The sequence below is a fragment of the Streptomyces sp. NPDC052042 genome (assembly GCF_044548345.1).
In the GTDB taxonomy this organism is placed as follows: domain Bacteria; phylum Actinomycetota; class Actinomycetes; order Streptomycetales; family Streptomycetaceae; genus Streptomyces.
In genome coordinates, this window is record NZ_JBIUBU010000009.1 from 20259 (window position 1) to 45908 (window position 25650).

17 protein-coding genes and 3 pseudogenes are annotated in these 25650 nt (G+C 70.8%); 11 read left to right on the top strand and 9 right to left on the bottom strand.

Going from position 1 to position 25650, the window contains the following annotated elements; genetic code table 11:
- Positions 1-178: 178 nt before the first annotated feature.
- The gene (locus ACIHCL_RS16895; RefSeq protein ID WP_399862357.1) at positions 179-739 is read left to right on the top strand and encodes a hypothetical protein; all 561 of its coding nucleotides are present in this window, start codon (positions 179-181) and stop codon (positions 737-739) included.
- Between the two features lie 666 nt (positions 740-1405).
- On the top strand, positions 1406-2623 hold the full coding sequence (locus ACIHCL_RS16900; protein ID WP_399862359.1) for a hypothetical protein: 1218 nt from the start codon (positions 1406-1408) through the stop codon (positions 2621-2623).
- Between the two features lie 122 nt (positions 2624-2745).
- On the opposite strand, the gene ACIHCL_RS16905 is transcribed toward ACIHCL_RS16900, so the two are convergent.
- Complete coding sequence (locus tag ACIHCL_RS16905) at positions 2746-3720, bottom strand: LuxR C-terminal-related transcriptional regulator (RefSeq protein WP_399862361.1); 975 nt, start codon at positions 3718-3720, stop codon at positions 2746-2748.
- 590 nt (positions 3721-4310) lie between these two features.
- Here ACIHCL_RS16905 and ACIHCL_RS16910 point away from each other — a divergent pair.
- Positions 4311-4673: a winged helix-turn-helix domain-containing protein gene (locus ACIHCL_RS16910; RefSeq protein WP_399862363.1), complete on the top strand. Its 363-nt coding sequence runs from the start codon at positions 4311-4313 to the stop codon at positions 4671-4673.
- Here ACIHCL_RS16910 and ACIHCL_RS16915 read toward each other — a convergent pair.
- The 5 genes from ACIHCL_RS16915 to ACIHCL_RS16935 all read right to left on the bottom strand — a co-directional run bounded on the left by ACIHCL_RS16915 (position 4583) and on the right by ACIHCL_RS16935 (position 13539).
- Entirely contained in the window at positions 4583-5758 is a 1176-nt protein-coding gene (locus ACIHCL_RS16915; RefSeq protein ID WP_399862365.1) for an MFS transporter, read from the bottom strand. The two genes, ACIHCL_RS16910 and ACIHCL_RS16915, sit on opposite strands and share 91 nt — an antisense overlap.
- A gap of 62 nt (positions 5759-5820) precedes the next feature.
- On the bottom strand, positions 5821-6930 hold the full coding sequence (locus ACIHCL_RS16920; RefSeq protein WP_399862366.1) for a winged helix DNA-binding domain-containing protein: 1110 nt from the start codon (positions 6928-6930) through the stop codon (positions 5821-5823).
- A gap of 231 nt (positions 6931-7161) precedes the next feature.
- Complete coding sequence (locus ACIHCL_RS16925) at positions 7162-11100, bottom strand: amino acid adenylation domain-containing protein (protein WP_399862368.1); 3939 nt, start codon at positions 11098-11100, stop codon at positions 7162-7164.
- Positions 11097-12122, bottom strand: coding sequence for a cytochrome P450 (locus ACIHCL_RS16930; protein WP_399862370.1), 1026 nt, complete (start codon positions 12120-12122; stop codon positions 11097-11099). Before ACIHCL_RS16930 ends, ACIHCL_RS16925 begins: the two co-directional genes overlap by 4 nt.
- 10 nt (positions 12123-12132) lie before the next feature.
- Entirely contained in the window at positions 12133-13539 is a 1407-nt protein-coding gene (locus tag ACIHCL_RS16935; RefSeq protein ID WP_399862372.1) for a BTAD domain-containing putative transcriptional regulator, read from the bottom strand.
- Positions 13540-13840: 301 nt separating this feature from the next.
- On the opposite strand from ACIHCL_RS16935, the gene ACIHCL_RS16940 reads away from it, so the two are divergent.
- From ACIHCL_RS16940 to ACIHCL_RS16955, 4 genes and pseudogenes are all read left to right on the top strand, one after another.
- Positions 13841-15439, top strand: coding sequence for a tryptophan halogenase family protein (locus ACIHCL_RS16940; protein ID WP_399862374.1), 1599 nt, complete (start codon positions 13841-13843; stop codon positions 15437-15439).
- Positions 15440-15543: 104 nt separating this feature from the next.
- On the top strand, positions 15544-16194 hold the full coding sequence (locus ACIHCL_RS16945; RefSeq protein ID WP_399862376.1) for a flavin reductase family protein: 651 nt from the start codon (positions 15544-15546) through the stop codon (positions 16192-16194).
- Positions 16181-17476: a cation:proton antiporter gene (locus ACIHCL_RS16950; protein ID WP_399862378.1), complete on the top strand. Its 1296-nt coding sequence runs from the start codon at positions 16181-16183 to the stop codon at positions 17474-17476. Before ACIHCL_RS16945 ends, ACIHCL_RS16950 begins: the two co-directional genes overlap by 14 nt.
- Positions 17477-17949: 473 nt before the next feature.
- Positions 17950-18674: pseudogene (locus tag ACIHCL_RS16955) on the top strand (IS6 family transposase).
- A gap of 60 nt (positions 18675-18734) precedes the next feature.
- Here ACIHCL_RS16955 and ACIHCL_RS16960 read toward each other — a convergent pair.
- The 3 genes and pseudogenes from ACIHCL_RS16960 to ACIHCL_RS16970 all read right to left on the bottom strand — a co-directional run.
- Entirely contained in the window at positions 18735-19151 is a 417-nt protein-coding gene (locus ACIHCL_RS16960; protein ID WP_399862379.1) for a hypothetical protein, read from the bottom strand.
- 271 nt (positions 19152-19422) lie between these two features.
- Positions 19423-20186, bottom strand: a pseudogene (locus tag ACIHCL_RS16965) (transposase family protein).
- Between the two features lie 203 nt (positions 20187-20389).
- A pseudogene (locus ACIHCL_RS16970) lies at positions 20390-20653 on the bottom strand (hypothetical protein); the annotation flags it as partial.
- A 178-nt stretch (positions 20654-20831) separates the two neighbouring features.
- On the opposite strand from ACIHCL_RS16970, the gene ACIHCL_RS16975 reads away from it, so the two are divergent.
- The 4 genes from ACIHCL_RS16975 (at position 20832) to ACIHCL_RS16990 (ending at position 25642) form a co-directional block, all read left to right on the top strand.
- Positions 20832-21524, top strand: a complete 693-nt coding sequence (locus tag ACIHCL_RS16975; protein ID WP_399862381.1) for a response regulator — start codon at positions 20832-20834, stop codon at positions 21522-21524.
- The gene (locus ACIHCL_RS16980) at positions 21521-23047 is read left to right on the top strand and encodes an ATP-binding protein (protein ID WP_399862383.1); all 1527 of its coding nucleotides are present in this window, start codon (positions 21521-21523) and stop codon (positions 23045-23047) included. The genes ACIHCL_RS16975 and ACIHCL_RS16980 overlap by 4 nt, the downstream gene beginning before the upstream one ends.
- Positions 23047-23541, top strand: a complete 495-nt coding sequence (locus ACIHCL_RS16985; protein WP_399862385.1) for a hypothetical protein — start codon at positions 23047-23049, stop codon at positions 23539-23541. The genes ACIHCL_RS16980 and ACIHCL_RS16985 overlap by 1 nt, the downstream gene beginning before the upstream one ends.
- A 343-nt stretch (positions 23542-23884) precedes the next feature.
- On the top strand, positions 23885-25642 hold the full coding sequence (locus tag ACIHCL_RS16990; RefSeq protein WP_399862387.1) for an enoyl-CoA hydratase-related protein: 1758 nt from the start codon (positions 23885-23887) through the stop codon (positions 25640-25642).
- The last annotated feature ends 8 nt before the right edge of the window (positions 25643-25650 follow it).

A 25650-nucleotide genomic window follows, 5' to 3' on the forward strand; every position in this document is an offset into this window, starting at 1 on the left:
CACTTTGCCGCAGCGGTCGGCTCCGGGGTCTTGCACTTCGCCCAATTCACCTGCCGGCCAGTGCCACAGCGAGGACCAGGACGTCGCGCAGACAGGTGGGGAGGCTGATGTTGGTGATGCACGACAACGGCACAACAGCGGTACGGCCCGCCGCCCGGCAGTTGATAGCGTGATCGTCGTGATAGAGCTGGAAGAGCTGGTCCTGACCCCCGACGAGCGGGCCCAGGGGGTCCTGGTCGACAGAGTGATGTTCATCATGGACTGGACCGGTGAGGATCACCCAGGCCAGCTGGCGGCGTTCGTGGCTGGTCGGGTACGGGCCTTCGGGACAGAACCGACAGACGTCGACACCAACGTCGTCTACCACGCCGCCGAGGCCGACCCGACTCTGCGCCGCGGTGATTTCCCGGTCCGCCAGCTCGACCATCTGTCCGGTGTGCTGGCACATCTCGGCTTCACGCTCGTGGTGCGGGACAACGGCACCGACACCTACGAGGTACTGGTCGCGCTGACCGGTGAGCGTGAGCTGACCGGGTTGATGTACGAGGGCCTCCCGGTGCGGGCCTGGGACTCGGAACCCGAAGAGACCCTGGTCAGTCTGGACTGCCCGAACTGCTCGCAGATGCTGGTCTGGCAACTGTCGGCGCCCCAGACCCTGGCCGACGAGCGCTGCGATTGTGGAGCCGCGTTGTTCGACGCCGCTGGCCGCCCGCTGCCCAACGTCACTCTCCACGACTGAACCGCTCAGTGCCCCCTGGCCTCGGCTCATCCTCACCGATGAACTACTCGTCGAATGCGGCGCCCGCTGATCCGCATGACCCGCACCTGCCCGTCTTCACGTCACAGTGATCCACACCCAGCACTTCATGCTCGTCAGGTGCGGATCCCGCGCAGAGACGTCGGTGGTCGAGGCTGTGGCGCGGCGACAGGACCGGCAGCAAGACAGGCACAGGACCTGGCGATCGTGGAGCTGCGACGCTCTGCAGCCACCGGGAAGACCCGTGCCTGCCTTGTGAACCGGCGGGTCCAGCCTGGCAAGCCGAAGGGTGAACCCGCTCTCGGAGCCGATCACTTCGAAGACGGTGGCCGAGACGAACTCGCCCATCGCCGTCGGACACGACCGGCAGTCCTGGCTTCGCCTCCGAAGCCCGCCGGCCGCTGTTTGCCCGCCGCCACCCGGCCGTCGCCCCCGCCCGTCGCGTACGAGGGGGCAGGTGCGGTCGAACCGGTTGGAAGGCGGAGACCGGGCCGCCGGCAGCGGACGCGTGACGGGATGCACGCGGATGTCATGTTCCAGACATGCCGGTTTCAGACAGTGAACGACCGTTCTTGATCCGGTAGTTGGGCTTACAGACTAGGCGTCGCCCGCGGATGCCCTACCGGGCACCCTCGAAAGGAGACCTTCGTGAAGAAGACCCTGTCTGTGGCAGCGAGCCTGGCGATCGCCGCGACTTGTGGCCTTGGCATGGCACTTCCCGCGCACGCCGCCGACCCGACCGGCGTCACGACTGCGGCGAGCCAGTCGCTGCAGTCCTCCATCGACACCTCCTCCCTGGACCCGCAGCACCAGGCCATCGTCGACAGAATCCTGGCCAAGCTGCCCGCCGACTGGGAGGCCCGCCTCGACGCGGCCAAGGCCAAGTACGGCCTGAACGAGGAGTGGCAGCAGATCCGCGACAGCGCGATCAACCCCGGCGACTACCAGTGCCAGACGACCGATCTGTCGAAGTACGCCAACTCCCTCCTCGATGGCGCCCAGGACCCGTGGACCATCTTCATCCTTTCGCTCTTCGGCGGCTTCGACCTTCCCACCTACGACGCGCTGATCTTCGGCAAGGAGTCGTCGTCGAACACGTTCGGCGTCAAGGGTGAGTACACCCAGCAGCTCAACTCCCAGATGAAGAACCTCAAGCGCTTCTGGGACATCGACTCGGCGCGCATCGAGCTAGTCCCCATGCACGGCGCGGATGTCTTCAGCAGCCCGGACCGGCTCGCCAACACGCTCGCCGTGCTGTACGGCGACACGCCCGAGGAGAACCTCGACCTGGCGGAGATGTTCATCGAGCTGGTCGACTCGGAGCCGATCCTCCAGGGCGGCGCCAACCCGATCTTCTCCTTCAACGCCTTCGCCTACAGCGAGAAGGACGACCCGGATCCGCTCGGCATCACGGACCGGATCATCATGGGTGACGGCATCCTGCAGGGCATGAACGCGGTGAACCTGGGCGATGTCGCGCCGCGCGGCATTCTGGGCCACGAGTTCGGTCACCACGTCCAGTACCAGAAGAATCTCTTCGAGAGCGACCTGACCGGCCCGGAGGCCACCCGTCGCACCGAGCTCATGGCGGACGCGTTCGGCACGTACTACCTGACCCACGCCCGTGGCGAGTCGCTGAACGCCGCCCGCGTTCTCAAGTCCGAGAAGTCGTTCTACCAGGTCGGCGACTGCAGCTTCACCAGCTCCGGTCACCACGGCACGCCCAACCAACGGCTCAACTCGGCGACCTGGGCAGCGGACGTGGCCAACCAGGCGCCGAACCAGGGGCACATCCTGTCCGCCCTCGCGTTCGACGAGCTCTTCGAGGCCAAGCTGCCCGACCTGGTCAAGCCGGACAGCAAGTAGCGGTCACCACCACACCGCGGGGCGATGAACGCCTGAGCGGCTGAGGACCCGCGCGGGGCGGGCCGGATCACGCACCGGCCCGCCCCGCGCGCCCACGCCACGAGCCCGGCCGCGGCCCGGGGTCACAGCCAGCCACGACGGCTGGCCTGCACGCCGAGCTGGAACCGGGTCTTGGCGCCGAGCATCTCCTGGAGGCGGGCGATGCGCCGGGCGACGGTGCGCTCGCTCACCCCGAACTCACGGGCGATCGACTCGTCGGTCAGCCCGGCACTGAGGTAGCTCAGGAGCTGCCGCCCCTCGGGGGTCGCCTCGCTCTTGACGGCCTCACCGGCCGGCGGGAGCGGAACGGCGATCCGCCAGTACGAATCGAAGACGCCGATCAGCCCGTCCAAAAGCCCCGACGGCTGCACGACGACACTGTGGTGTCCCGTACGGTCCGGGGCGGCGACGGACACCACGGCGAACCGGTCGTCGCAGACCAGCACGTTCAGCGCGACATCGGGGAAGACCCGGGCCTGCTCTCCCCGGGCGACGCACTCGTGCGCCACTTCCAGAGCCTTGGGTTCCTGCAGGATGTTGGCGCTGTACACCACCCGGTAGGCGATCCCGCGGTCCAGCGCGTCCAGCGTGCCGGGGCCGACCTCCGGCACCAGGTCGCTCCCGCCCACCGGACCTATCGACAGCGCGCGGACCTGGGACACGGCCCCGTTGTGCACCCGCGACTGGATCTCCTCACGCCGCTCGGAGGTGTCGACGACCTCGACGTAGCTCACTCCGGCGGTGTGGTCGAGCCAGTACTGCGACAGGGCCGCGGCGCTCTCGTAGGCGATCCGGGCCTGGCGCGCGCGCCGCTCGGCAACCGCCTCCAGCGCCGCGCGGGGTGGCTGGGCGGCCAGCCTGCCGTGCGCGCGGAACACCAGGCCGATGTCGCTGAGTTCGGCGACGGCGTCCTCGAGGCCGTCGAGCGCCGACCCGATCAGCGCCGGCCGGTCGGTGAGCTCGGCCAGGGTCTGCGGACCCCGTTCCACGAGCACGAGGTAGGCGGCCTCCGCTGTCGCGGAGAGACCGAGAGCCTGCAACGGGCGCAGTGCGCGCATGTCCCCCCAACCCGGCGGCGCCGCACAGCACCACCCACCGACCCCATCACTACGGAGGCTGTCATTCCGCTAAAGGTCGTCAGCCTAACACCGGCATGATCACGCGGACCGGGAGCGGACGGCGTGACAAGTGGCGCTGGTGAAAGCGTCGGTGAGGGCGCCGACGGAGGCGTCGGCGGAAGCGTCGGCAGCCGGTCCGCGCCCTCGGATTCGTGGGCGTTCGAGGGGCCGCGGCCTCCCTCCGGCCCCGGCCGCCGCGGCGACGGCATCCGCGAACACGATGCGGCCGCGGCGGGAACGTCCGGGTCGACCCCGACGTCCACCAGCAACACCGTGAAGAAGCAACGAACGTGTTCCGCCCGGGCGGCGAACCGGCGCAGCCCGCCGCGGACCGTCTCCACCGGCCGGCCCAGCCTCGCAGCGATGGTCCGGACCTCCCGCCGGCCCGATCACCTCGACCACATCAGCACGTCCGACAGTCGCGAGCGGCGGGACATCGCCCCGGCGACGGAGGCGGTCGATGTCCGATACCGAACTCACCTCCTTGTTGTACGGTTATCGGCCGGGCTCAGGTCACATCGGGGGGACCTTTGAACCAACTCGTCTTCAAGATGCTCGGGCCACTGGAGGTACAGGCCAACGGGGTGCCCCTGCGGATCAGGGGCCGGCGCCAGACCATCGTGCTCGCGGTGCTGCTGCTCTCCGCCGACCGGACCGTGTCCGTCGACACCCTGGTGGACGCCGTCTGGCCCGACTCTCCCCCGGCGACCGCGCGGAACCAGATCGCCATCTGCGTGGCGACGCTGCGCAAGACCTTCAAGGAAGCCGGCGAGAACAGGCTCCTGCTGACGAAGCCGCCCGGTTACAGACCGCCGATCGCGGTGGTCGCTCCGGCGAGGGCCAGTCCCCAGGTGAGGCCGAGGGCCTCACCCAGCGCGCCGCCCGCCATGTAGCCGAGCGACAGGGCGCCGTAGACCGCCGAGAGCGCGGTGCCGCTGACGCGGCCCATCTGCTCGTTCGGGGTGACGCCCTGGACCAGGCTGAGGACGTGGATGTCGAACATCGGGGAGACGAAGCCGATGACGGCCTGGACGGCGATCAGTCCGACGAAGCCGCCGAGGGCGCCGCCGGTCGGAACCAGGACGTAGCCGACGCCGAGGACGACGGCGGTCAGGACCAGGGTGCGGCCGAGCGTGAGGACCTTGGAGACCTGCTCGGAGAGGACCGCGCCGACGATGACGAAGACCGACATGACGGCGAAGGCCGCGCCCACCTGTCCGGGGCTGAGGTCGAGGACCTTGTAGGCGTACACGATCAGCAGTGCGTCGCCCATCGCGGCGCCGAGGTTCACCACTACGTTGGCGGTGAACAGACCGCGCAGGACGGGCGTGCCGAAGAGGGTCTTCAGGCCCTCCTTCATCTCGGCCTTGGCGGAGGCCTTGGTCGCCTCCACCCGGACCCGGGTGTCGCGGTGCCGGATGAGCAGCAGCGCGACCAGCGACACCAGGAAGGTGAACGCGTCGGCGGTGATGGCGCGGGCGGCACCGAGCAGCTGGATCAGCGCGCCACCGGCACCGGCGCCGACGGCCTCGGCGACGCTGCGGCTGATCTGGAGCTTGGTGTTGCCCTCGACCAGGTTCTCGGTGCCGATGAGCTGTGGCAGCCAGGACTGGTAGGCGACCTCGAAGAAGGCCGTGAGAACACCGGTGACGCCGGCCACGATGTAGACGTGCGTCATGCTGACGGAGTCGAGCGCGAAGGCCACCGGGATGGTGCCGAGCGCGAGGAACCGGCCGAGGTCGGCCAGGATCATGACGGTACGGCGCGAGAACCGGTCGGCGACGAGACCGGCGACGGGGGCGAGTACGAGGAACGGGAAGAAGCGCAGCGCGCCGAGGACACCGACCTCGAACGCGCCGCCGTCGAGAAGGACGACCGCGAGGGTCGGCAGCGCGAGCAGCGAGATCTTGTCGCCGAAGTTGCTGACCGTCTGCCCGAACCACAGGCGGTTGAAATCGGAATGCCGACCGAGTGCCATGTCGAGGCCCTTTTCTGATCGGGGCGGAATTGTCGGACGACATGGAACGTACGGAGGGCCGGTTAGCCCCCGGTTACGAATCCGGTGGATTGAAGGCCGGTTGTAGGGGGCGTATGAGAAGCGTTGTAGAACCGTGCGACATCGTCGCGCTCCCGGGCGATCCCGGCGTCGAGGGCCCCGTCCTCCAGGTGTCCCATCGCGCGGGCGTCGAAGAGTTCGACGGCCGGGGCGGTGCCGTTCCGACCACCCGACCAGGTGCCGACCGCCTCGCCGTCCACCATGACGGTCGCACGGATCATTCCGCCGCCGGGCCGGACTCGCTTTTCGTGTTCCGCGGGCACGGAGAGTTCTCTGCGGCGGTAGCCGACCAGATAGTTGTCGTAGGCCGGCAGCAGCCGGATGTCGCCGCGCGGAATGTCCTCGGCGTTCTTCTCCGGTTCCTCCGACGGAACTCCGGCGGCCTGCCAGGCTTTTGTGCAGACGGTGGTCCGCAGTCCGGACCAGTGCGCGAAATCGGCCGCGTCGGACGGGCCGTGGGCGGCCCGGTAGCGGCGGGCCAGCTCGGTCGCGGCGGCGTCGCCGGTGTACGGCGGCGGGCCATCGGCCGACGGAAGCCAGTCGTCGAGCGGGACGAAGGTGGCCTCGCCGTCGCGCTGCGGTCCGTGGCAGATCAGGCCCGCGAGCGCGGTGCGGCGGATCAGGTGGAAGGCGGCCTGGCCCTTGGGCTCTACGCCGAGCGTGGTGAGAAGCTGGGTGAGTTCGGCGCGGGTCAGCGGCCCCTCACCGTCGACGGCCCGCGCGATCAGCGCCGAGGCGCGTTCGCACAGTGGCTCGTCGAGGCCCAGTTCCCGCAGGCGGCGGGTACCGAGGGCCAGGTAGGCAGGGCCGAAGAGGCCGAGCAGCCAGCGGGCGTCGGCGGCCGGGACCAGCTGGAGCGTGCCGCGCATGAACCAGCCGCGCACGGCGCTGCGTTCGGTGTCGAGCGCGTGGCGCACTCCGTCGACGGTCAGGCCCGTCACGCGTACGCGCAGCCCGAGGGCGGCGGCCCGGAGGTCCTGCGCCTGGACGGCGAGGACCCGGTCGAGGGCGGCGGCGACCGTCTTCTCGCGGGCCCCGCCCCCGATCGACTGCGCATGGGCCCTCAACAGCCGGTCGGCGGTTCGTCGTTCCACAGTTCCTCAGTCTCTCACCGCGAGTCGTGCCTGCCGGCCGCCGGACACGCGTCCGCCTGCCCTGTCCTTGCCACCGGCCGCCGGAACACCTTCCGGGTCGGCCGTACCTGTCCGCGCGACACCGCGCACCACCTCGACCGTGCCGCGTTGCGACCGCGCACGACCGCCAGGCTCCGTGCCCACCGAACCAAAGGAATCGGCGGCACGAAGCCTGGCGAGGACGCGCGACCGTCAGCGGCGGCGCAGCACCGCGTAGTAGCCCGGCAGCAACAGCGCCCCGGAGTCCGTGCGCGGGTCGATGGCGTGCAGTTCGATCGCCTGGTCGTGGACGACCTCCCAGTCGTCCGCCGGGAAGGCGGCGTCCAGTTCGGGACGGGTGAAGCGGTGCGAGTGGCGCACCCCGGCCGCCTCCAGCGGGCCCACCAGGTCCTCGGTCCGGCCGCGCTTGCCGCCGACGAAGCCGAGGTAGCCGAAGGAGTTGCCGGAGTAGTCCGGTTCGTGGACGATCAGCACCCCGTCGGGGCCGAGCAGCCGGCCGGCGACGGAGGCGAGCCGGGCCCGTGCCGCGTCGTCGAGGACGTGGAGGACGCCGCGGACGAAGATGTCGTACGGGCCGGCGCCCAGGGCGGCAGCCTGTCCGGCGTCGGTCATGTCGACGGCCTGGAAGTCGACGTTCGCCACCCCGGCCTCGGTCGCCTCGCGCACCGCGTGCTCGATGGCGCTGACCGACACGTCCACGCCGACGACCCGCGGAAAGTGGGCGGCCAGTTCCCGGGCGTAGCGGCCGTTGCCGCAGCCGAGGTCGATGACCGGCAGGTCGCCGCGGAAGTGCCGGTGGGCCTGGTCCGACAACCACTGGAACTCCTCGCTGCTGTCGGCGTCCCAGATGACGTCGCCGCCCCGGCCGGTGCGTCCGATGCCGGCCCAGTAGCGTTCCCAGGCGTCCCCGGTGTCCCGTTCCCCCGCGCACTCGGCGGGGATCTCCTCGCCGGGCGGCGGCGAGAAACGCTCCCAGGTCTCCTCTTCGGCGAGCGCGTGGAGGAGGGCGGTGAACTCCCGGAACATGCCCTCGATCAGCCCGTCCGGGTAGACGGCGGGGAGATGGTCCCAGTTGAAGGTGAGTCCGGCGGGCTTCTCGAAGACCTGGAAGTCCAGCGAGACCTGCGGGGTCTGGGAGATGCCGTAGACCGGCACGCCGAGGTCGTTCTCCTCGTACTGCGGAGGGTGGCCGGCGAGGCTGGTCATCACCACGGGCATGGCGGGTGCGAGAGAACCGCGCAGCTTGGTGAGTTCGCGCAGCACCTGGACGCCGCTGAAGTAGCGGTGCTCCAGGTCGGCCCAGAGACGTCGCTGCACGGCCTGGGCGCGACCGGCGAAGGTGGTCTCCTGCTGTTCGATGGCGAGCAGCAGCGTCGTCGTGGTGTCCGCGAGCAGGGAGTTGACCTGCGGGTGCAGCGAAAGCCGGTTGAAGAGGGGGAAGTTGATGGTGAACCGGGCCTGCCCGGCGGCATTGCCGAGGATCTCGGCGTAGGCAGCGGCGAGGACACCGGACGGGGTGACCTTCCGGTCGCCCGCCAACTCCTGGATACGGCGCCACTGTTCAGCGGGGACGACGTGGCTGAGGCGTTCGAAGCGCACCGGCAGGGCCGGGGCGTCGGCCGATCGCTCAGGCAGTTCGGGCGCGGGCGGCAAGGTGGCCAGGCGGTCGCGCCAGTACCACTCGGAGCGCCGGTACAGCTCGCTGTCGCGCAGGGAGTTCCCGACGGCCAGCACGTAGTCGCGGAAGGTCAGTTCCAGCGGCGGGAGTTCGGCGTCGGGGTCGACGTAGTAGGCGACGAGGTCCGGCACGAGCACCTGGAAGTAGCTCCAGGCGTCGGCGACGAGGAAGTCCAGGCAGAGGTGAATCCGGGCCCGGCCGCGGCCGAGCAGGCTGATCCGCACATCGAACAGCGGCCAGGCGTCGGCGTCGAGCACCTGGTGGGACAGCCGCTCCCGCAGCGCGGCCAGCTCCGTGTCGCGGACGTCCGGGGCGAGCCCGCCGAAGTCGGTCACGGGGATGTCGTACGCCGGGATCTCCTCGCACACCCGCTGGGTGCCGTCGGGCAGGACGCGGGTACGCAGCGCGTCGTGGCGTTCGACGAGCCGGCGCCAGGCAGCCTCGAAGCGGGCCACGTCCAGCTGCTCGCTGTCCCACTCGAAGTAACCGTGGCAGCCGACGTTGCCGAGGTCGACGAGACCGCCGCGGCCGATCCACAGGGCCTGCTGGCTCTCGGTCAGCGGGAAGGGATCGAAGCGGGCCGACGGGTCCGGGACGATCGCGGCCAGGCCGCCGAACTCGTCGCGTGAGCCGTCGCGTTGGGCGGCGACGAGGGCGGCGAGTTCCGCGACGGTCGGGCGGGCCGACAGGTCGGAGAGGCTCAGCTCGATGCCGTAGCGGCGGCGGATCTCGTCGATGAGCTGGAAGGCGAGCAGCGAGTGGCCGCCCAGATCGAAGAAGTTGTCGTGGACGCCGACGACGTCGGTGCGGAACGCCTCGGACCACAACCGGGCGAGCGCGTCCTCGGTCTCGTTGCGCGGCGGCTCGTAACCGGCGCCGGCGGCGCCCTGGTGCTCGGGCGGCTCGGGCAGGGCGCGCCGGTCGACCTTGCCGTTGGCCAGGCGAGGCAGCGTGGGCAGTGTGACGATGTGCGCGGGGACCATGTAGTAGGGCAGGGTGCGGGCCACGGCGGCGCGCAGGGCACCCGGGTCGGGAACCGTGCCGTTCTCGGCGGAGACGTAGGCGACGAGCCGCCGGTCGTCGGTCGCCCGCTCCTGGACGGTGACGACGGCCTCGGCCACGCCGTCGAGGCGGGCCACATGGGTCTCGACCTCGCCCAGCTCGACGCGGAAGCCGCGGATCTTGACCTGGGCGTCGGAGCGGCCGAGGAGTTCGAGGGCGCCGTCCGCGCGGCGCCGGGCCAGGTCGCCGGTGTCGTACAGCACAGGGTGCGGGTCCCCGACGACCGTGCCGGGGCGGAACTTCGCGGCGGTCAGCTCGGGACGGCCGTGGTAGCCGGCGGACACGCCGGCGCCCGAGATGTGCAGGCGGCCCACCTCGCCGTCGGTCACGGGGCGCCCCTCGTCATCCAGGAGGTGCGCGCGCGTGTTGGCGATGGGCACACCGACCGGGACCTGGCGGGTCGCGCGGATCTCCTCGGGAGTGGCCTGGCTGGTGAAGTCGATTCCGGCGCCCAGGTCGAGGCAGGTGAGGGCGTTGGTGGTCTCGGTGGTGCCGTAGGTCATCACCACCCGGAACGGGGTGTCCACCGGGGGCCAGGAATGGACGCGCTCGGCGGTGGTCACGAGGATCCGCAGCGCGGCGTCGGCGGGCCAGGCGAGGTCCCAGACCGGCTCCGCGAGGGCGGCGACCAGCATGGTGTGGGTGACCCGCTCGGCGGCGAGCCAGTCCCGGATCTGCTCGGGGGTCTGTGCCCGGCCGGTCTCGGGGATGTGGATCGCGGCCCCGAGCGGCAGGTACGGCAGCCACTCCATGATCTGCACGGCGAAGCCGGGGGTGGACATCCAGGAGGCCCGGTCGCCGGGGCGCACGCCGTAGGCGCGGGCGGTCCAGTGCACCAGGTTGGTGAGCGCGCCGTGCCGCTCCAGGACGGCCTTCGGGGTGCCGGTGGAGCCGGAGGTGTAGATGAGGTGACTGACAGTGTCGGGACCGGTGACGACCTCGGGCAAAGTGGCGGGCCGCCCCTCGCCCTCGGTGGCGGCCTCGGCGAGCGGCACGTCGGCGGGCAGCCGGGGCGCGAGGTCGGCCGGGGTGAGGACGAGCAGCGGACCCGCGTCGGCGATCATGGCGGTCAGCCGGTCGTCGGGGTTGACCGGGTCGAGGGCGACGATCGCGGCGCCCGTCTTGAGGATCGCGAGGGAGCCGATCACATAGTCCGCGCCGCGCGGGTAGCACAGACCGACGCGCCGGCCGGGGGCGGCGCCCCGCTCGATCAGGGCGTGGGCCAGCCGGTTGGTGGCGGCCTCCAACTCCTCGAACGTCCAGTGGCGGGCGCCCTGCACGAGGGCGGGGGCGACCGGGGTCCTCGCGGCCTGGGCGGCGAGGAGCTCGGCGTATCCGGCGGCCGGGAAGTCGGCGTCGGTCCGGTTGAAGTCGATCAGTGCGGTGGTCACAGGACGGCCCTTTCTCGGGGCGCGGAGGCTCCGCTGCGCAGCAGCCGCACCGGGAGGCTCCTGACACCCCAGGTGAAGTTGGACGAATTGAACAGCGCGGGTCCCGTCAGTTCGAAGCCGTCGAGGACGGAGAGCATCTCGGTGAGCAGGGCGCCGAGTTCGAAGCGCGCCAGCCGGGCGCCGAGGCACAGGTGGCGGCCGTGGCCGAAGGCGACGTGACGGTTGGGGTACCGGTCGACGCGGAAGGAGTGCGGGTCGGTGAAGACGTCCTCGTCGCGGTTGGCGGAGACGTTCCACAGCGTGACGCGGTCGCCGGCGGCGATCTTCCGGCCGCCGATCTCGGTGTCGCGCAGCGCGGTGCGCAGCGCGTGCACCCCGGGGGTGGTCCAGCGCAGGATCTCCTCGACGGCCGGGGCGACCCCCGCCGGTCCGAGGTCCCGCAAAAGCTTCCACTGCTCGGGCAGTTCGGCGAACATGCGGACCGCGCCGGCGGCGGAGTAGCGGGTGGTCTCGTTGGCGCCGGAGAGCACGCCGTTGCAGTTGAAGACGATCTCCTCGTCGCTGAGCGGCCGCGCGGTGCCGTCGCCCTCGTCGACGAGGGTGTCGTGGGCGATCTGGCTGACCAGGTCGTCGCCGGGGCGGGCCCGGCGTTCGCCGAGGAGTTCGATGAAGTAGAGGAAGATCTCGGAGTGCGCGTTGCTGCGCACGGTCTCGTCCGCCGAGTCGAAGGCGTCGGTGGTGAGCGCCCCGAGCCAGGTCCAGTCGGCCCGGGGGATGCCCATCATGGCGCAGACCACCCGGTTGGGGAGCTGCTTGGCGAGGTCGATGAAGTCCAGCTCGTCCAACTCAGCTGCCTCACACACCAGTTCACCGACGACGTGAGTGACGAGGGCTTCGAGCCGGGGCATCTGTTGCGGCCCGAACGCCTGGTACAGGGCCCGCTTGAGCCGGGTGTGGTGGGGCGCGTCGGAGACGATCAGCATCTGCTGGGTGACGGCGGCGACGGCGGCCGGGCTCGGCACCCCGGCCGGGTCACGGGGTGCGTACGGGTGGGCCGAGCCCCGGGGCCGACGTGGGGCGCCGGGACGCGGCCCGGGTCCCGGTGGCCGGGGTGCCCGCCCGCGCGTCGGCCCGGGTCCGGCGCGTCGGCCGCGGGCGCGAGCCGGGTGGCCCACCGGCCGCGGGCGTGCCCGCCGACCGCGCCGCCACGGCCCCTGGTGGCGCCGAACACGGCGGAACTGCGGTCGCGGCCGAGGGCGCGGCCGTGGTCGGCCCAGGTCCGCCGACGGCCGACCCGGTCCGCCTCGCACCAGCACCGGGCGGCACCGCGCGTGCCGACGCGACAGTCTTCGGCACGGTGGCGGTCACCGGGGCCGGTGGTGGGGCGGCGGTCATCGACGGCGGACGGCCGCCCGGGACACCGGCACGCGACGCCGGACGCGCCGACGCCCCCGCACCCGCCCTCGCCCCCGCACCCGCACCCGCACCCGCACCCGCACCCGGTGAACGGATCGCGCCGACCATCGCCCCCGGCGTGCGAGGCGGACCGGCGGTCACCGACGCCGGGCGCACCGGCGCACCGGTCAGGGGACCGAAGCGGGCCGAGGCGGCGGCACCCAGGGACGCAGCCCATCCCCGCGGGACGGGCGCCCGGGTCGGCAGCATGGCGTGGAGCAGGCGGTCCGTCTCACGGGACGGAGCCACCGCGAGATCCTCCCGGAGGCGGCGGGCACACAGCTCGTACCAGCGGCGCACACAGGCGTGTTCACCGCGTCGGCCGTGCGCGGTCATCAGGGCGCGGTAGGTCTCCTCGTGGTGCCGATCGATGCCGAGGGTGCGGCGGCAGACCTCGATGAGGTCGGGGAAGTCCTCCCGCTCGGCGGCATCCGCGCGCAGCACATCCAGCGCATGCAGCGCCAAGGACCGTAAGAACTCGCGGTGTTCGGCCACCCAGTCCGCGCGCTCGCCACGCAGGAACTCGCCGGTGTACAGGTCGGCGGCGGACCGCAGGAGCTCGCGGGCCGGGACCCGGTCGCCGGAGGAAGCGGCGCGCAGCCCGGCCTCCGCCAGTTCCTGGAACCGGTCCACGTCGGACCAGAGTTCGGCGATGTCCAGGGCGTAGCCGAAGTCCCGGTAGTGCAGCCGGATGCCGGACTCCCGGGGACTGTCCGGGTGGGCGTCCAAGACCCGGCGCAGCGCGTGCGCGGCGACCTTGAGCGAGCTGTCGCCTGCGGGCCGGGCCGAGCCGGGCCACAGTGCCTCGTAGAGCCGGTCACGGGTGAGGGTCTGCCCGCGGTGGATCACGAGGTACTGGAAGAGCCCACGGGCCTTGCCGGCCCGCCAGCTCCGCACCGGGACGCCGTTCACGGTCATCTCGAAGTCACCCAGGAAGCGGATGTGTACCGCCTGCCGCGCGATTCCCGTCACCGCGGTGGTCATCTTTTCCTCCCGGGGTCCGCCGAATGCCGTTTCTCCTGCGGTGATTGTGTGCGCGGGGTCTACAACCGGCCTATAGCGGCTCGTTCACGCCCCTGTAGGTCCGTCATAGAGCGGTCGCCCACGCTGATGAATACGACGGCCCCGGCCGCGATCCCCATCCCGGCCTCCGTGTCCGTACCGGCGTCCGTCCGGCCGTACGTCCGACGCGCTGTCCGACGCGATGGCCGAAAGCCCGGTCCGGCCCCCCGGTCCGGCCCCGTTCCCTGGACCCCGACCTCGATCCCGAAATGAGGGCTGCTCCATGACCAGCACCGACACCCGACTTAAGAAGGTCGTCATCCTCGGCGGCGGCACTGCCGGCTGGATGACCGCCGCGTACCTCGGCAAGGCTCTCCAGGACACGGTCGACATCACGGTGCTGGAAGCGCCGACGATTCCGCGGATCGGGGTCGGCGAGGCAACCGTACCGAACCTCCAGCGCACGTTCTTCGACTACCTCGGCATCCCCGAGGAGGAGTGGATGCGCGAGTGCAACGCCAGCTTCAAGATGGCGGTGCGGTTCGTGAACTGGCGGACCACGGGCCAGGGCGAGTCGACGGCGCGGACCCTGCCGAACGGCGGACCGGACCACTTCTACCACCCGTTCGGTCTGCTGCCGGACTTCGACCAGACGCCACTGTCGCACTACTGGTTCAAACGCAAGTACGAGGGCAGCACCACGGAGCCGTTCGACTACGCCTGCTTCCGCGAGCTCCCGATCATGGACGCGATGAAGGCGCCGCGCTGGCTGGACGGCCGTCCGGCCACCCGCTACGCCTGGCACTTCGACGCCCAGCTCCTGGCGGACTTCCTGCGCCGGTTCGCCATCGAGAAGCAGGGCGTGAACCACGTGCAGGACGAGATGACGGAGGTGCTCAAGGACGAGCGCGGCTTCGTCACCGCGCTGCGCACGAAGAGCGGCGCGCTGTTGGACGCGGACCTGTTCGTGGACTGCTCCGGCTTCCGCGGGCTGCTGATCAACCAGGCGATGGCCGAGCCGTTCATCGACATGAGCGACCACCTGCTGTGCGACAGCGCCGTCGCCACCGCCGTACCGTACGACGCCGAGGACGACGGGGTGGAGCCGTACACCTCCGCGATCGCCATGTCCTCGGGCTGGGCGTGGAAGATCCCGATGCTGGGCCGCTTCGGCACGGGCTACGTCTACTCCAGCAAGTTCGCGGACCAGGACGAGGCGACGGCCGAGTTCTCCGCAATGTGGGGGCTCGACCCGGAGAACACCAAGTTCAACCACATCCGCTTCCGGGTCGGGCGCAACCGCCGGGCCTGGGTGAAGAACGTCGTCGGCATCGGCCTGTCGTCGTGCTTCCTGGAGCCGCTGGAGTCGACCGGCATCTACTTCATCACCGCCGCGATCTACCAGCTCGCCAAGCACTTCCCCGACACGACCTTCAACAAGGGCCTGATCGACAGCTTCAACAACGAGATCGAGGTGATGTTCGACGACACCCGCGACTTCATCCAGGCGCACTTCTTCTATGCCCCGCGCAACGACACGCCGTTCTGGCAGGCCAACAAGAAGCTGACGCTGCCGGAGAACATCCAGCGGAAGATAGCCGCCTACCGGGCGGGCCTGCCCATCAACTCCCCTATCACCGACGAGTCGACGTACTACGGCAACTTCGAGGCCGAGTTCCGCAACTTCTGGACCAACGGCAGCTACTACTGCGTCTTCGCCGGGATGGGCCTGGAGCCGGACGCCCCGCTGCCGGCTCTGGCGTACAAGCCCGAGTCCGTGGCCGGCGCCGAGCCCCTGTTCGAGAGGGTCAAGCGGCAGCAGACGACGCTGCTGGAGACGCTGCCGAGCGCGTACGAGTACCTCAAGCGCCTGCACGGATAAGGACGCCCCGCCGCCGCTCCTCCCCCGGCCCGGCGTCCGGCGCGAACCGCCGGACGCCGGGCCGCCGCGCATCCACAGGTTTCGTCATCCTCAGGGAGGCAGACATGTCCCACTCCGCTCCGCCACCGGACATACCCGATGTACCGGAGGCAGAAGTCGCCGAGCGAGCCGCGAAGACCACCACCCCGGCCGTCCTCCACACCGCCGATCTGCGGCCCTTCATGGCCTCCTTCCCCTCCGGTGTCTCGGTCGTCACGACGCTCGACGCCGACGGGCGGCCTCACGGCCTGACGTGCAGCTCGCTGGCGAGCGTCGCGCTCGCACCGCCGACCCTGGTGGTGTGCATCCGGACGGCCAGTCCGACCCTGGACGTCCTGCTCCGCCAGGGGCAGTTCGCCCTCAACCTGCTGCACGAGGAGGCCCGCCCGACCTCGGACCTGTTCGCCTCCGGGGATCCCGAGCGGTTCGAGCGCGTCGAGTGGCGGCTGCCCCTGGGCGCGAGCGGTCCGCACCTCGTCTCGTCCACGCACGCCGTCACGGACTGCGCGGTGGTGAAGACCACCTCCTTCGGTGACCACACGGCGGTCTTCGCGGAGGCGCGCCGGATCACCGTCCGCCCGTCCCCGCGACCACTGCTCTACGGGCTGCGCCGGTACGCGAAGTGGTCCGCCGCCGCGTCGGCACCGCAGCCGGCCGCCGTCCCCCTGCCGCTTCGCGGGCTCTCTGCGGAAGGAGCCGCCCATGTCAGCGGCTGAGCTCCTGCCCGCCGTGCTCGTCGCGATCCCCGCGGCGATCCTGGCCTGCCAGGCCGGCGCCTCGCTCGTCCGGAGGCTCGGACAGCCGCCGGTGATCGGCGAAATCGTGGTGGGCATCCTGCTCGGCCCCTCGCTGCTCGGCTGGGTGTGGCCCGAGGCACAGCACTGGCTGTTCCCCGAGTCCGTCCTGCCGTTCACCTCTCTCCTGGGCCAGATCGGCCTGCTGGGCTTCATGTTCCTGGTCGGTCTCGAACTGGACCTCGGCGCGCTGCGCGGCGTCTCGCGGACCGCCGTGGCCGTCAGCCAGTTCGGCATGCTGGTGCCGCTGGGCCTGGGCGCGCTGCTGGCGTTCCCGCTCTACGGCCATCTGGCCCCGGATGGCGTGGGGTTCGGGCCGTTCACCCTGTTCCTCGCGGTGTCGATGAGCATCACCGCCTTCCCGGTGCTCGCGCGGATCCTGGTGGACCGGGGCTTGTACGGGACGCCGCTCGGCGCGCTGGCCATGGCGTGCGCGGCCGTGGACGACGTGGCCGCCTGGTGTCTGCTGGCGCTGGTGGTGGCGCTCAGTACCAGCGGTTCGCCGTTCGACGCGGTGACGGCAGCCGGGCTCACCCTGGCCTTCGGTGCCCTGATGGTGCTGGTGGTCCGTCCGCTGCTGGCCCGGTGGGCGCAGGTCCGTTCGGACCGGGCGAGCGACGGGATGCTCATGGTCCTGCTGTTCAGCGGGCTGAGCCTGTGCGCGCTGATGACGGATCTGATCGGGGTGCACACGCTGTTCGGTGCGTTCCTCTTCGGTGTGGCGACCCCGCGCGGGCACCGGCGCATCGAGGCGTCGGCGGCGCGGCTGCGGGCCGTGGTCGTTCCGCTGCTGCTTCCGCTGTTCTTCGTCCATACCGGCCTGAGCACGGAGATCGGCGCCCTGGCGGCCGATCCGGTGCAGTGGCTGTGGCTGGCGGCGCTGCTTGCGGTCGCGGTCCTCGGCAAGTGGGGCGGAGCGGCCGGGGCGGCGCGGCTGTCCGGCCAGTCCTGGCGGCAGTCCATGTCGATCGGGTCCCTGATGAACTGCCGGGGCCTGACCGAGCTGGTGGTGCTGAGCACCGGCCTGGAACTGGGCGTGATCGGAACGGAGTTGTTCACCCTGCTGGTCCTGGTGGCGCTGATCACCACGGCGGTGACGGCCCCGGCGGTCGGCTACTTCCAGCGTACGAAGATCCCGCCGCCGCTCCCGACCCCGGAACCGGCGCACTCGACCCCGGCGGCCACGGCGACCCCGTCCGCCTGACCCGGCCTCCCCCACCGCGCCCCCTCCCGCTCGATACGTCCGGCCGGCGACCGCCCCGTCACCGGCCGGATGCGTTTCCCGCTGCCGGGCGGTTCGGCGGAATTCGTGGAATTCGCGGACGAGCCGGATCGGGCCGACGACATGGGCGTCGAACTCGCCGGACTTCCGCAGGTCAGGCGCCCTTCTCTGTTGGTTCGAGGATGGCAACACACTCCACATGGTGCGTCATCGGAAAGGTGTCGGCCCGGGCGGGTCACGGAAAGGACCAGGTCAGACACACTTTCTCGGCTCATCGGTCTTGTATACGGAAGCCCAGAGCGTCAAACGAGCGTCACGGCCGACAGCCCGGCCCTCCTATTCGGGGCGAACCCGCCGCCAAGGTCAGCTCACCCAGCGGCACTGTCAAGTTGGGTGGTGGGACGCGGACTTGGGATGATCGCTGGGCTTGTTGATCGTTCGGGAGGGGCCGGGCCATGGAGGCTGCCGGGGCGGCGGTGTTGTACAAGGGGTTCAGGTTCCCGGCGGAGATCACCGCCCACGCGGCGCGGCTGTATCACCGCTTCCCGCTGTCCTTCCGCGAGGCCGAGGAACTGCTGCTCGCGCGCGGGATCACCGTCTCCCACGAGGCGATCCGGCAGTGGTGCGAGAAGCCCGGCCCCCAGTACACGGCCGCCTTTCGCCACCGCCAGCCGCGGACCGGCGAAAAATGGCACCTCGACGAGGTGTTCATCAAGGCCAACGGGGTACGGCAGTACCTGTGGCGCGCCGTCGATCAGGACGGCAACATCCTCGACATTCAGCTCCAGTCCAAACGGGACGCGAAGGCAGCGAAGCGGTTCATGGCCAAGCTCATGAAGAAGCAGTGCCGGGTACCGAGGGTGCTGGTGACCGACAAGTGCCGCTCCTGCGGGCCGGCCCACCGGCACCTGATGAGCTCGATGGAACACCGCTCCCACAAGGGACGAACAACCGGGCCGAGAACTCCCACCAGCCCACCCGGCAGCGCGAACGCGCCATGGAGGGCTTCCGCTCACCCCGGTCAGCACAGAAGTTCCTGTCCGTGTTCAGCCAGATCTCGCCGCACTTCCGGCCCCGCCGTCACCGGATGACCACCGCCGACTACCGCACCGAGATGCACCACCGCTTCGAAACCTGGAACGAGATCACCAGCACCACCGCCATGCCCACCACGGCCTGAAGACGGGGCCGCCACAGGCCCACCACGCCCTGACGCGCCCCCAGCCGCCACACGCAGGAATCACTTGACAGTGCCAGACGACTTCCTTTCCAGGTAGTAGTAACTGCGTGAATCCGGGTCCCTGAACAAGAAGAACAGGCGCAGCCCCTTCGCGCCCCGCTCCATCTCCAGCGTCCACTTGTATGTCCCCGGCGCAGACTCCCTGTCGCCCGGGAGGATCTCGTGGCCGGGTTTCGGATCACGGCGCTCCTCCCACGAGGTCTGCCGCGTGACGGTCACGATCACGTGCTGACCTTCGCCCCAGCCGACGCGGGCATCGGTCTGTTGCCAGATCCCGGTCCCCGACATGCGCCAGCCCTCGTCGAAGTCATATTCCTGGCCGTCGAGGCGCGTCACGATGGCCGTCCCATCAGCCTCCAACGCCACCTCCGTGCCATCCCAACCCAGCCAGGTCCCTACGATTTCGGCGTGCTTCACATCCGAGACTCCTGGTACGGAGTCGTACTGATGTGGGTTGCAGCCCTGGAGAGATATGAGCAACAGCGCAACGACTGCAAAAGTTGTCCCTAGCCGAGTGCGGCGCATGTCGACCCTCCTGACCACCGCCTCTCGCAGACGGACCGCCGACATCCTTGCAGAACCGGCGGTGCGTGTGTCACTTGGACCCCCTTCTGAATATGCGCAACTCCCACCATTTTGATTGAGATCGCCATCCAGGAACAGCCCGACTACACGCACTGAACCTCATTCATCCTGAATAGCTGCAGGTCATGAGCGTGTGGACGGCCTGGATGATAGTGCCGATGCGGCGGGTGGAGCAGCGGGCGTGGCGGAGGATGCGCCAGGACTTGAGCTGGGCGAAGGCGCGTTCGCCGGGGGTGCGTAGGCGGGCGTGGTCGTGGTTGAACTGCTGGTAGTTCTCCGGCTGTTCGCGGTGGTTCTTGTACGGGGTGCGGACGGTGGCGGCGGCGCCCTGGTAGGCGCGGTCCGCGAGGATGAGGATCTGGCGGGTCAGGCAGGCTTGGACGATGCCGTGGGCGTGGGCCGCGGTGAGATCGTAGGTGCGTCCTGGTGCCGCGTGGGAGAACCACAGGGATGTGCCGTCCGGCGCGGCGATGACCTGGACGTCCATGCCGTGCTGCTTGTGTTTCTGCGAGTAGTACGGCTCGTCCGCCTTGATGCGGTCGGTCGGGATGAGGGTGCCGTCGACGATGACGAAGCCGCCCTTGCCCAGGCCCACCAGGGCCTCGTGCAGGCCCGGCGCCCACGCTGCGAGAACGTCCAGGGTCTCGTCGACGTAGCGCCAGGCGGTGGCCTCCGACCCCCCGAACCCGGCGCCGAGCTGCCGGTACGTCTCGTTCTTCCGCGGGTGCGCCAGTGCCAGCAGGACCTGCTTGAGTAACCGAGTCGGCGCCAGGGGGAGTTGATCCTCTGACGCTGTTCACAGAGGAGCCAGGACACGTGCTCGACAAGCTCGTACGGTACATCGAGGCTGGCAGAACACGGAACCAACGAAGCCTCCGTCGGCCGGTGCGAGGGGCGAGATCACCACACCAACGACGGAGGCTTCACCACGTTCCGATCAGCGCCCCTGACCTGCGGCTTCGCCCTTCAAGGGGCGGGATGAAAGAGGCTCGGTCACCGATCGGTGGATCCAGGTTGAAACGGCCGAGTTACTGAGGTTGAACTCGTGGTGCCGTAGGGGGTGCGGCACTTCACTGCATGCCGTCCAGACCGTCGAGCAGCTTCGACCCGCACGCCGCGCGGGCCTTCCTGTACGCCGGCGAGTTCGGGTCGACTGACGGGGCCACGGGATTCGGGTCGCCGCCCGGCTGCGCGTTGCCGCCGCTCATGGTCGGGTCGGTGAACCCGGAGACGCCGTTGTCCCGCATGCACCGGGCGGGCGCGAGCATCGACTCGTAGTCCTTCTGCTGGTCGCGCTCGAGCTCGGCCGTCATGGCGGCCTGCAGCTCCGGGACGCGGGCGGCGGTGGTGCGGGGGTTCGTCCCGAGGAGGTTCATGCGTCTCACGTTCACCGCCGAGGACGACGGCCCGTCCATGGCCACATGATGGGAACGTAACAATGCCCCCGACCTGGGGGTCCGCCCCCGTTCCGGGCTAGGCGAATGGGTCTTGGGCATGCCCATAATCGGCCCCATGCCGCATCTGCTGCTCATCGAGGACGACGTGTCCGTACGGGACGGAATGGAACTCGTGCTGCGCCGGCACGGATACGGTGTGGACACCGCCGCCACGGGCGAGCAGGCCCTCGCCCTGCTGGCCGGGGAGCGGGGCGCGCGGGTCGAACTGGCCGTGCTGGACCTGATGCTGCCCGGCATGGACGGCTTCGAGGTGTGCCGCCGCATCCGTGCCCGCTCGGCGACCCTGCCGGTCATCATGCTGACCGCGCGCGGCGACGACTCGGACATCGTGACCGGGCTGGAGGCGGGCGCCGACGACTACGTCGTCAAGCCCGTCACCGCACCCGTGCTGCAGGCCCGCATCCGGGCCGCGCTGCGGCGGGCGGAACCGTCGGCCCGACCGGGGCCGGACACCGATCTCGCCGGGCTGGTGATCGACCGCGCCGGACTCACCGTCACCAGGAACGGCACCCCCATCCCGCTTCCGCCCACCGAACTGCGGCTGTTGCTGGAACTGTCGGCCTCACCGGGCCGGGTCCTGAGCCGTGAGCAGCTTCTCGAATCCGTCTGGGACCACAGCTTCCTGGGCGACTCCCGGCTGGTGGACGCGGCGGTCGGCAGGCTGCGGGCGAAGATCGAGGACGTACCGGCCAAGCCCCGGTACATACAGACGGTGCGGGGCTTCGGCTACCGCTTCGGGCCCCTGTGAACGGTACGGACAAGGGCGGTGAGGACGCGCTCCGCGCCACCTCGGCGAGGCGCCCGCGGCGGTTCGTCGGCGGGCTGCGCACCCGGCTCGTCATCACCTTCGTCCTGGTCGCCCTCGTCAGCGCGGTGACCGCGACCACCCTCGCCTACCGGGACGCCCGAACGGCCGTCCTGCGGCGTACCCAGGACGCCGCCGTGGACGACCTGCGGGAGCGGGCCACCGCGGTCGCCGCCGACTTCGATCTGCCGCCCGACCAGCGGTCGCTTTCCCGGTTCGCGGCGAAGATCTCGGACGGCCTCGGGGCCCGCATCGTGGTCGCCCGCTACCAGGACCTCACCGCGGTCTCCGACGCGTACGCCGACACCAAGGAGCGGATCACCGTCGAACTGCGCGCCGCCGTCATGAGCGGCAGCGGCGCCCGGTTCCAGCGGGTGATGTGGCGGGGCGAACCCTATCTGGTCGTCGGCATGCCCGTGACGTACGCCGACGGGGATCGCCGCGTCTCCGGACTGGAGGTCTACGCGATCACCGATCTGCGGGCCGAGCGCGACGACACCGCCGCCCTGCTGGACTCCGTACGGGCGGGCACCGTGCCGGTGGTGCTGCTGGCCGCGGTCCTGGCATTGCTGGCCGCGAGGACGGTCCTTCGCCCGGTGCGGAAGCTGGGCCGGGCCACCCGGGAGCTCGCGGCCGGAGACCTCGGCAGCCGTGTCGCCGTCACCGGACACGACGAACTCGCCGACCTGGCCCGGACGTTCAACGAAACCGCCGACGCGCTCCAGACCTCCGACGCGGAACTGCGCGAGCAGGAGGCGAAGGCACGCCGCTTCGTGGCGGACGTGTCGCACGAACTGCGCACGCCCCTCGCGGCGATGACGATGGTGGCGACCGTCCTGGAGGAGGACGCCGGCCAGTTGCCGCCGGACGCCGCGCGGGCGGCCCGTACCGTCGGCGCGGAGACGGCACGGCTGTCCCGGCTGGTCGAGGACCTGATGGAGATCTCCCGCTTCGACGCCGGGGCGGTACGGCTGAACGCGGCCGAAACGGACCTCGCCGCCACCGTGCGGGCGTCGCTGGAACTGCGCGGCTGGACGGACCGGGTGGAGACACACCTCCACGAGGGGCTGCGGGCGGTGATCGACCGGCGTCGTTTCGACGTGATCGTCGCGAACCTGGTGGGCAACGCGCTGCGGCACGGGGCCCCGCCGGTCACCGTGACCCTCGGCACGGCCCGCGCGGCGGACGGGGGCGGCGGGGAGTGGGTGACGCTGGAGGTCGCCGACCACGGCCCCGGGCTGCCGCCGGGGGCCCGGGAACGGGTCTTCGACCGGTTCTACAAGGCGGACGCGGCCCGTACGCGCGGCGCGGCCGACGACAGCGGACAGGGCAGCGGCCTCGGCACGGCGATCGCGCTGGAGAACGCTCGGCTGCACGGCGGCACGATCGACGTGGCCGAAGGGCCGCGGGGCGGCGCGGTGTTCACGCTGCGGCTGCCCCTGCGGCGCGGTGGGGAGGAGACCTGATGAGGGGCCGGCTGGCGGGCGTGGTCGCAGCGCTGGGCATCGTTCTCACCGGCTGCGGGGTCCAGCCGACCGGAGTGGTGGGCGCGGGCGAGCCCGCGTCCGGGCTGACGAGCGGGGCGCGGCTGTACTTCGCGTCCGCCGGTGGACTGCGTGCGGTGCCCGTGGGCGACACGGAGATCAAGAATCTCGACACCGTGGTGAAACTGCTGCTCAAGGGGCCGCCGCCCGGCGGACCGGCCGACGGTCTCACCTCTTTCGTCGAGCTTCCCGGCTTCTCGGCGGCCGGAACGGGCACCCGGGTGACGCTGCACCTCGACGGCCCCTACGCGGGGACGGGGCGCGATCAGGGCACGGGGCAACTGGTGTGCACGCTGGCACGCGCCCAGTCCGTGCTCGACCCGAAGGTCAGGACCGACGATGTGGAGGTCACCCTGCTGCCGTCCGGAAGCGCCGCGCTGGGCCCGTACCGGTGTGCGGAGTTCCTCAACGGGTGAGGGCATCGGGTGCGCGGAAGAAGAAGGCCGCCGGCCCGGGCCGCGCCCCCCTCACCACGCCGCCGCCCCGGGCTCCTTGAGCCAGTGCCGCTCCCGGCACCAGGCCCATTCGACGGGTCGCCACGGCGGAAGCGGCCGGAGCCCGGGTTTCCCCTGAGTGGTCGCCGCCGCGTTCGCTTTCGGGTGACTTGTCGGCCGGTTGCCGCCGGGGCCCCGTCGGCGGTGCCCCAGCATCGCAACCGTCCGGCCTCGCCCAGGCCGTGTCTTCGCACGGGCGTCACAGCAGAAGCCGGTGCGAAGACATGGCCTGGACCGGGACGGGCCGGAGCGTTGGGAGATCGTTGTGCGCATCCTGCTCGTGGCGAGCGTGTTCAACAGCCTCACTCAGCGTATTCATGCCGAGTTGAGGGACTGCGGCCATGCCGTAGCGGTGGAAATCGCGTTGCCGAACGTCTCGGTGCGCGACGCGTCGTTGCGGCGGGCCGTGCGCGCGTTCGCGCCGGACCTTCTGGTGGCCCCTTTTCTGAAGACCGCCGTCCCGCAGGACGTGTGGGCGGCGCACACCTGCCTCGTCGTCCATCCCGGCCCACCGGGCGACCGTGGGCCCTCCTCCCTCGACTGGGCCGTCCAAGAAGGCGCGGACACCTGGGGCGTGACGGTCCTTCAGGCCGACGAGGAGATGGACGCCGGGGCCGTCTGGGCGTCGGCCACCTTTCCGGTGCCACCGGTGGGCAAGAGCGATCTGTACCGCAACGAAGTCTCGGACGCCGCATCGCGGGCCGTGCACCTCGCCGTCGAGCGCTTTTCCTCTGGTACGTATGTTCCTCGTCCGCAGAGCGGCGCAGGTGCGGAGTTGCTCATCCGTACGCGACCGTACCTGCGTCAGGCGCATCGGCGCATCGACTGGGCATCCGACTCCACGGAAACGGTTCTTCGCAAGCTGCGTGCCGCCGACTCCTTCCCCGGCGTACGTGACGAGTTGCTGGGGGACGAGTGGTTTCTGCACGGAGGGCACCCGGAGCCCGAACTACGCGGGAAGCCGGGCGAGTTGGTGGCCGTACGGGCGGAGGCCGTCTGCCGGGCGACGACCGACGGCGCGGTATGGATCCCCGAGCTCCGGGCCTGCCGCCGGCCGGATGGCCCCGCCACGTTCAAACTGCCCGCGACGATGGCGCTCGGCGGGCGTCTGCCCGCACTTCCGCAGCTCCCCGCGCCGCCGCACGAGCAGGAGCGCCGACGCGGCTGGAGTGACATCAGCTATCGCGAGGAGGGACAGGCCGGTTTCCTCGCGTTCTCCTTCCCCGGCGGCGCGACGAGCACCACGCAGTGCCGACGCCTGCTCGACGCCTACCGAAGGGCGTGCCGACGGCCCACCTCGGTGCTGGTACTCGGCGGCGGCCGGGACTTCTTCTCCAACGGAATCCACCTCAACGTCATCGAGGCCGCCGCCGATCCCGGCGAGGAGTCCTGGGCCAACATCAACGCCTTGAACGACCTCGTGGAGGCGGTTCTCACCACGACCGACCGGCTGGTGGTCTCCGCCATGGGCGGCAACGCCGCCGCAGGCGGGGTGATGCTCGCCCTCGCCGCCGACGAGGTCTGGTGCAGGCAGGCAACGGTGCTGAACCCGCACTACCGCCTCATGGGGCTGTACGGATCCGAGTACTGGACCTACACACTGCCGCGCCGGGTGGGGGCCGCTGCCGCGGAGCGCCTCACGGGTACGGCGTTGCCGGTGAGCGCCGAGGCGGCCGTGCGGCTCGGCCTGGTCGACCGGACGGTCGACTGCGAGGCGCAGTCGTTCTCGGACGAAGTCGCCCGGTTGGCGGTCCAGCTCGCCACATCGCCCGCGGCACGGTTGCGTATCGCCGCCAAGAAGGCCGAACGCGACCGGGACGAGGCCCGAAAGCCCCTGGCCGCCTACCGGGCGGAGGAGCTGACCGTGATGCGGCGGACCTTCTTCGATCCGCGGTCGTCCTACCACGCACTGCGGCGCGCGTTCGTGCACAAGGATCCGCCCGCGGGCCGGCTGCCGCACCTCGCCCCGGTCTCGGCCGGCAGATCCGCAGCGGGGCGGCGCGTCGGGGCTCCTCGACCTTGACCGCCTCG

Bases quoted from the DNA above. Each gene is read 5' to 3' on its own strand.
- ACIHCL_RS16945 (WP_399862376.1), top strand. From the start codon at position 15,544: ATGTCCCACTCCGCTCCGCCACCGGACATACCCGATGTACCGGAGGCA.
- ACIHCL_RS16975 (WP_399862381.1), top strand. From the start codon at position 20,832: ATGCCGCATCTGCTGCTCATCGAGGACGACGTGTCCGTACGGGACGGA.
- ACIHCL_RS16950 (WP_399862378.1), top strand. From the start codon at position 16,181: ATGTCAGCGGCTGAGCTCCTGCCCGCCGTGCTCGTCGCGATCCCCGCG.
- ACIHCL_RS16985 (WP_399862385.1), top strand. From the start codon at position 23,047: ATGAGGGGCCGGCTGGCGGGCGTGGTCGCAGCGCTGGGCATCGTTCTC.
- ACIHCL_RS16935 (WP_399862372.1), bottom strand. From the start codon at position 13,539: ATGACCACCGCGGTGACGGGAATCGCGCGGCAGGCGGTACACATCCGC.
- ACIHCL_RS16915 (WP_399862365.1), bottom strand. From the start codon at position 5,758: ATGGCACTCGGTCGGCATTCCGATTTCAACCGCCTGTGGTTCGGGCAG.
- ACIHCL_RS16940 (WP_399862374.1), top strand. From the start codon at position 13,841: ATGACCAGCACCGACACCCGACTTAAGAAGGTCGTCATCCTCGGCGGC.
- ACIHCL_RS16905 (WP_399862361.1), bottom strand. From the start codon at position 3,720: ATGCGCGCACTGCGCCCGTTGCAGGCTCTCGGTCTCTCCGCGACAGCG.